8 protein-coding genes are annotated in these 6,000 nt (G+C 35.7%); 5 read left to right on the forward strand and 3 right to left on the reverse strand.

Features of this window, described 5'->3' with window-relative positions:
* Window positions 1-72: 72 nt before the first annotated feature.
* From OSO01_RS21955 to rpsR, 5 genes are all read left to right on the forward strand, one after another.
* Window positions 73-267, forward strand: coding sequence for a DUF951 domain-containing protein (locus OSO01_RS21955; protein WP_147212601.1), 195 nt, complete (start codon window positions 73-75; stop codon window positions 265-267).
* Between the two features lie 193 nt (window positions 268-460).
* Window positions 461-1,561, forward strand: coding sequence for a redox-regulated ATPase YchF (gene ychF / locus OSO01_RS21960; RefSeq protein WP_147212602.1), 1,101 nt, complete (start codon window positions 461-463; stop codon window positions 1,559-1,561).
* Window positions 1,562-1,795: 234 nt separating this feature from the next.
* A complete protein-coding gene (rpsF, locus tag OSO01_RS21965; RefSeq protein ID WP_077602768.1) occupies window positions 1,796-2,083 on the forward strand; it encodes a 30S ribosomal protein S6 in 288 nt (95 codons plus the stop codon).
* Window positions 2,084-2,098: 15 nt separating this feature from the next.
* Window positions 2,099-2,611 carry a single-stranded DNA-binding protein gene (ssb, locus tag OSO01_RS21970; protein ID WP_147212603.1) on the forward strand — a complete coding sequence of 171 codons (513 nt, stop codon included), beginning with the start codon at window positions 2,099-2,101 and terminating at the stop codon, window positions 2,609-2,611.
* A gap of 41 nt (window positions 2,612-2,652) precedes the next feature.
* On the forward strand, window positions 2,653-2,883 hold the full coding sequence (rpsR, locus tag OSO01_RS21975; RefSeq protein ID WP_077602766.1) for a 30S ribosomal protein S18: 231 nt from the start codon (window positions 2,653-2,655) through the stop codon (window positions 2,881-2,883).
* Window positions 2,884-3,092: 209 nt separating this feature from the next.
* Here the strand turns inward: rpsR and OSO01_RS21980 are convergent, their stop codons facing one another.
* The 3 genes from OSO01_RS21980 to OSO01_RS21990 form a co-directional block, all read right to left on the reverse strand.
* Window positions 3,093-3,287, reverse strand: a complete 195-nt coding sequence (locus OSO01_RS21980) for a BshB3 potential contributor to bacillithiol synthesis (RefSeq protein WP_147212604.1) — start codon at window positions 3,285-3,287, stop codon at window positions 3,093-3,095.
* Window positions 3,288-3,567: 280 nt separating this feature from the next.
* Window positions 3,568-4,938 carry a CitMHS family transporter gene (locus tag OSO01_RS21985; RefSeq protein WP_147212605.1) on the reverse strand — a complete coding sequence of 457 codons (1,371 nt, stop codon included), beginning with the start codon at window positions 4,936-4,938 and terminating at the stop codon, window positions 3,568-3,570.
* A gap of 82 nt (window positions 4,939-5,020) precedes the next feature.
* Window positions 5,021-5,518, reverse strand: coding sequence for a hypothetical protein (locus OSO01_RS21990; RefSeq protein WP_147212606.1), 498 nt, complete (start codon window positions 5,516-5,518; stop codon window positions 5,021-5,023).
* Window positions 5,519-6,000 lie beyond the last annotated feature (482 nt).

The following is a 6,000-nucleotide window of genomic DNA, read 5'->3' on the forward strand; positions in this document are numbered from 1 at the left end:
AGAAACCTCTGAGCGTCTGATTAAACGGGTGCTCAGAGCCAGACAGCATTATTTCAAAAAGGAGCAGGGAGTATGGATAAAGATTTTGGTTTAAATGACATTGTCCAAATGAAAAAGCCCCATCCATGTGGCGAAAACCGCTGGAAAATTATTCGGATGGGGATGGACATCCGTATAAAATGTCTCGGCTGCGGGCATAGTGTTCTTATCCCAAGAAGAGATTTTACAAAGAAGCTTAAAAAAGTTCTAGAAAAACATGAAGAATAGTAAAAAAAGATTTTGCTTATGAAAAGATAAGAGAAAAATAAATATTTTCTTAGAAGAAAACTCAAAACAGTGTTAAAGAATGCACTTGTTTTGAGTTTTCTCATGCTTGTCTTTTTATCAGGGACTATCTATAATTGGAGTTACGAAAATGTTCATGAACGAATTGAATCCTTAAGGAGTTGAAGAAGGTAATATGGCATTAACAGCAGGAATTGTCGGTCTTCCAAATGTAGGGAAATCTACACTATTTAATGCAATCACACAGGCTGGAGCTGAAGCAGCAAACTATCCATTTGCTACGATTGATCCGAATGTAGGGATTGTGGAGGTTCCAGACGAACGTTTAAATAAATTAACAGAGCTTGTAAAACCGAAAAAAACAGTCCCGACAGCATTTGAATTTACGGATATTGCAGGAATTGTAAAGGGTGCGAGCAAGGGTGAAGGATTAGGAAACCAATTCTTATCCCATATCAGACAGGTAGATGCGATTTGCCAGGTTGTCCGTTGTTTTGAAGACGAGAATATTACACATGTTTCTGGAAAGGTAGACCCGATAGATGATATTGAAATCATTAATTTGGAGCTGATTTTGGCAGATTTGGAATCTGTAAATAAACGATTCCATCGTGTGGAGAAGCTGGCACGTCAAAAGGATAAAGAAGCGCTGGTGGAGTATGAGTTACTGAACAAGATTAAAGAAGGTTTAGAGAATGACCAGCCGGTCCGTGCTTTAGAGTTTACAGAAGAGCAGGAAAAAACGGTTAAGGGCCTTCATCTGTTAACGAGTAAGCCAACATTATATGTAGCTAATGTAAGTGAAGATGAGGTAGCAGATCCAGATTCAAATGAAAATGTTCAAAAGGTAAAAGAATATGCAGCGAATGAAAATGCAGAAGTGATTGTTGTCTGCGCGCGGATTGAGGAAGAAATAGCAGAATTAGAGCCGGAAGAAAAAGAAGAATTTCTGGAAGACTTAGGTATTTCAGAATCAGGCTTAGACAAATTAATTAAGGCTTCTTATAACTTACTTGGACTGGCTACTTACTTCACAGCCGGTGAACAGGAGGTACGTGCATGGACCTTCCGTCAAGGGATAAAAGCACCACAGGCTGCGGGAATTATCCATACTGATTTTGAGCGTGGATTTATCCGTGCAGAGACCGTATCTTATGAAGATTTAGTGGATGCCGGCAATATGGCAACTGCAAGAGAAAGAGGCAAAGTAAGACTGGAAGGAAAAGAATATATCGTTCAGGACGGTGACGTTATTCATTTCCGTTTTAATGTATAATGGCGTATTCTGACTAGCTGCAATCTCGCTTTCAGAATACCCCTATGAAAAGAACGTTAGCGTAATAGTTGAAAAAGGTAAATCAGGTTCTCTCGAAGACTTGTCATAACATAATTTATTTGGTATAATATTGCATTGTGAGTAATTAGATAATTATTCCTTGCTCTTATGTCTATGATTCAACGTGGAATTATGAGAGATGAGGGCCGCTAAGACCAAAAGGAGGTGTAACGGATGAGAAAATACGAAACTATGTACATCATCCGCCCAGATATCGAAGAGGAAGCACAAACTGCTTTAATCGAGCGTTTTAACAAAATCCTTACTGATAACGGAGCGGAAATCGAAAAAGTTGATGAAAAAGGCAAGAAGCGTCTTGCATATGAAATCAATGACTATCGTGATGGCTATTATGTTATTATCAATTTCCAAAGTGATGAAGCTGCAGTAAATGAGTTTGATCGTTTAGCGAAATTCAATGATGATATTATTCGTCATATGACAATTAGAGATGAAAAATAATAAGGAGTGGTTCTGATGTTAAATCGTGTCGTATTGGTTGGCAGATTAACGAGGGATCCTGATTTACGCTATACTCCAAATGGTGTGGCAGTAGCCAACTTTACTATTGCTGTTAACAGACCTTTTTCAAATCAACAGGGAGATCGCGAAGCAGATTTTATAAACTGTGTCGTTTGGCGTAGACCAGCTGAAAACCTGGCGAACTATATGAAAAAAGGGAGCTTAATTGGTGTAGATGGTCGTGTTCAAACACGTAATTTCGATGGACAAGATGGCAAACGGGTTTATGTAACAGAAATTGTTGCAGATAGTGTTCAATTCCTGGAGACAAAAGGTTCTCAAGGCGGAGGGCAATATCAATCTGATGGCTACCAGAGTAACCAAAATAATCAGAACCAATATCAACAAAATCCATTTTCATCAAATCAAAATCAAAGCTTTAATCAAAACCAAAACCAAAATCAGGAAGATCCATTTAAAAATAATGGAGAACCGATTGATATATCAGATGATGATTTACCGTTTTAAGTCGTTATCTAAACAAATATAATATAAAAGGAGTGTTTCACATGGCAGCTCGTCGCGGACGTGCAAAACGTCGTAAGGTGTGTTATTTCACAGCAAACGGAATTACGCACATCGATTATAAAGATGTTGACTTGCTAAGACGTTTCGTTTCTGAACGTGGAAAAATTCTTCCTCGTCGTGTAACTGGAACTTCTGCAAAATATCAACGTAAATTAACAATTGCAATTAAACGTGCTCGTCAAATGGCTTTATTGCCTTACGTAGCAGAGTAATAATAAAACCCTTAAGTTCTGATGGACTTAAGGGTTTTATTATTGATAAAGGATAAAAGCATATTAAATTTTAATGTACTAAGTACAAACATATTTTTTAGTCCCTAAGGGTAAGAGAATCATATTTATAATGAAAAATGTAAATCAAAATAATAGCAATAAAAAAGCAGTATACTTACTATGAAGAAAAAGCTCATCCCAAAATCCTTTTAAATGAAAGCCCATATCAGTACAGAGGCCAAAATAATTGCAGGAAGACCGATGAAGTAAATATAGGAAAGACTTGAAAAGCTTTTCTTTCGTTCGTAATTATCATCTAATCGCTTTGTTACATAAATGGTGCCGGCTAAAGCTGCAATACAAACGACAATAACAATAACGATAAGGATATTCAGCATGTCCATATTATTTTTCACCTCCATATAGGGTTTATTATAAAAATATTCAAAATATAATACAATTAGAATGATTAATATGACTCAGATAAGTAATCATTTTAATTGATTTTATCATATCTGCTCTTCAGCATTTTTTTCTATCTTTTAGTCATATACTAAGATTATCAAAGAATAAGGATATTAATTTTGACAAATTATAAATATCTTTCTAATAATAAAAAAGCTCTCTAAGTACAGTAGAATATTTTCCTGTACTTAGAGAGCTAAAGAATGTATTGTTTTCACGCTAGATTGTTACAACACCAATTAATATTGCACAACCTAATAGTACAATACTGAATCCCCATAACCAGAAGAAAGAGTATTTGATATGTTTACCCATGTTGGCTGAAGCAAGTCCAATTCCCAACCATAATGCAGGAGAGAAAGGACTTACAAATGTTCCGATGATATTACCAATCATCATGGAATAAGCAGTGGATACAGACGCAATATCCTGTGTACTTGCAATCTGATCAACAATTGGCAGTAAAGCGAAATAATAAGCATCTGTGCTGGTCAATAAATCTAAAGGAACCCCGAAGATACCAACAATGATATGTATAATTGGAACAACAAAAGCTGGCATAATAGTAATGGCAGTAAGTGCTATTTGTTCAAGCATCCCTGATTCATTCAGGACACCAAGGAATACTCCAGCGGCTAAAATAACAGCAGCCATCATTAAGGCGTTTGGCGCGTGTTCTTTGACACGGTTCATTTGCTGATCGACACCTTTGTAGTTCAATGGAAGGGCAATAGCAACACCAATCATAAACGCATATTGAGGTGCCAGTAAACCTGCCATCATAGTTCCTAATACTAGAATGGTAAGAACGAGGTTTGCAATATTTCTCCATTCAACATCTCGAGGCTGCTCTTTAGCTACAGCCATTTCTTCATTTTGTTTCTTGGTAAAGTTATCTGCGATTGCAAGAATATTAACGCTTTCACTTATTGCGATTTCTCCAGCAGCAACCTTTTTACTGATTTTTCTTTTTTCACGAAGTCCCAGAAAGGCTGCTAATATTAAAATGAGTACAGCACCAATCGCTTGTACAGGAATAAGCGGCAGATAGAATTCAATTAGATCCATATTAATAACTGTCGCCGCACGGGCTGCGGGTCCGCCCCAGGGAATCATATTAATTACACTGGCACTTAAAGCAACTAATAATAGCAATAAATAACGACTCATATGTAGTTCCTTATATAGGGGAAGTAATGCAGGGATACAAAGAAGGAAAGTAGACGCTCCGGCACCATCCAGCTGTGCAATCATTCCAATAACCGCCGTTGCCATAGCAACGATAATAACATTTCCTTTAGTTACTAAAATCATAAAACGTATAAATGGATTAAATAAGCCACTGTCCTGCATAATTCCAAAATAAACAATGGCAAAGATGAACATAATCACTACGCCCATAACTTGCTCAGAACCAGCTGCTAAAAATCCAGATAGTTCCTCAAAATTAAATCCTGCTATAAAAGCCCCGATAATAGGAATGATTGTCATCCCAACAATAGGGCTAATCTTATTCGAGATAAGCAGACCAACAATTGAAAAAATAATTAAAAGACCGACAATTGTCAGCCAAACAGAAATTTCTTCCATACTAAACTCCTTTCATCTGTAAACGCTTTACATGCTTGTTAAAAAATACATATTAACACTATAAAACGTTTACAGATGAATTTCAATAGTTTCTTTTACGAATTCTTTTTTGCGGATACAAGAAAACCATTCGTATCAGTAATAAAAAAGGGTAAATAAAAAAGATAAATAAAAACCAATCTGGAATCGGCCATATAAACGAAATAAAAGTAAATACCAGGATGGGAATAGTTATGGAGCAAGCAGTTAATTTCCATAGTGTTCCGTAGTAGAGTTTCCGGTTTGCAAGATAGACAACCCCTCTGCCCAAATAAGCAATGAATGAAATAACACCCAGTAATAAAACAGATAAAATTAAATAATAGAACATAAAGAAATAGATAAGCTGAAAAATAATATTCATTTCTCCACCCGATCCAGTCCAGTCTGTTAACCGTGACAATAGTTCAGGTAAGGATGCGACTATAAATAAAATGAAAAGATAGATCATAATACTATCCATTCCAATTCGGTTGATTTGAAACATAGCTTTTTTTTGTGGCAGTAAGAGGCTTTCTTTTAATATTTTTGTAAACTGCATTTTTCTCATCCTTTAATTCAATTGTGCTTCTTTCATTTCTCTAGTTTTAAACATTTGAAATATTATTTCTACCAACTTTTAATAAATAACTCAAATTTCGCACCTTAAAAAATAATTTACTTATTGTAGTGATAGGTTTTGATCGCTCCTTCCATCTATCTCTTGACAAAGCATAAACTCTATCTAGAAAGAAGATAACGCGTAAGGTCACCGCTAGCAGGATGTTCTATACTGTTTAATACAACTGAGCAAATAGAAATTCGACCAGCAAAGAATTATTTTTCGTGGTGTATATAAAAATGTCCCGTCATGATTATTTTCTGTTCATGAAAGCTATTTTACTATCCCATGTTGTGTCATCATTTAAATTGCCAAATCAACCATATGAAACACTAAAATGATTTTTTCATCAAGCAAAAAGCGATTATTTCGCTCAACTTCATTAGGATATGATTTCTTTCATTCGCTGTAGAAGCCTAATT

Source organism: Oceanobacillus sojae, from assembly GCF_007991515.1.
GTDB classification, from domain to species: domain Bacteria; phylum Bacillota; class Bacilli; order Bacillales; family Amphibacillaceae; genus Oceanobacillus; species Oceanobacillus sojae.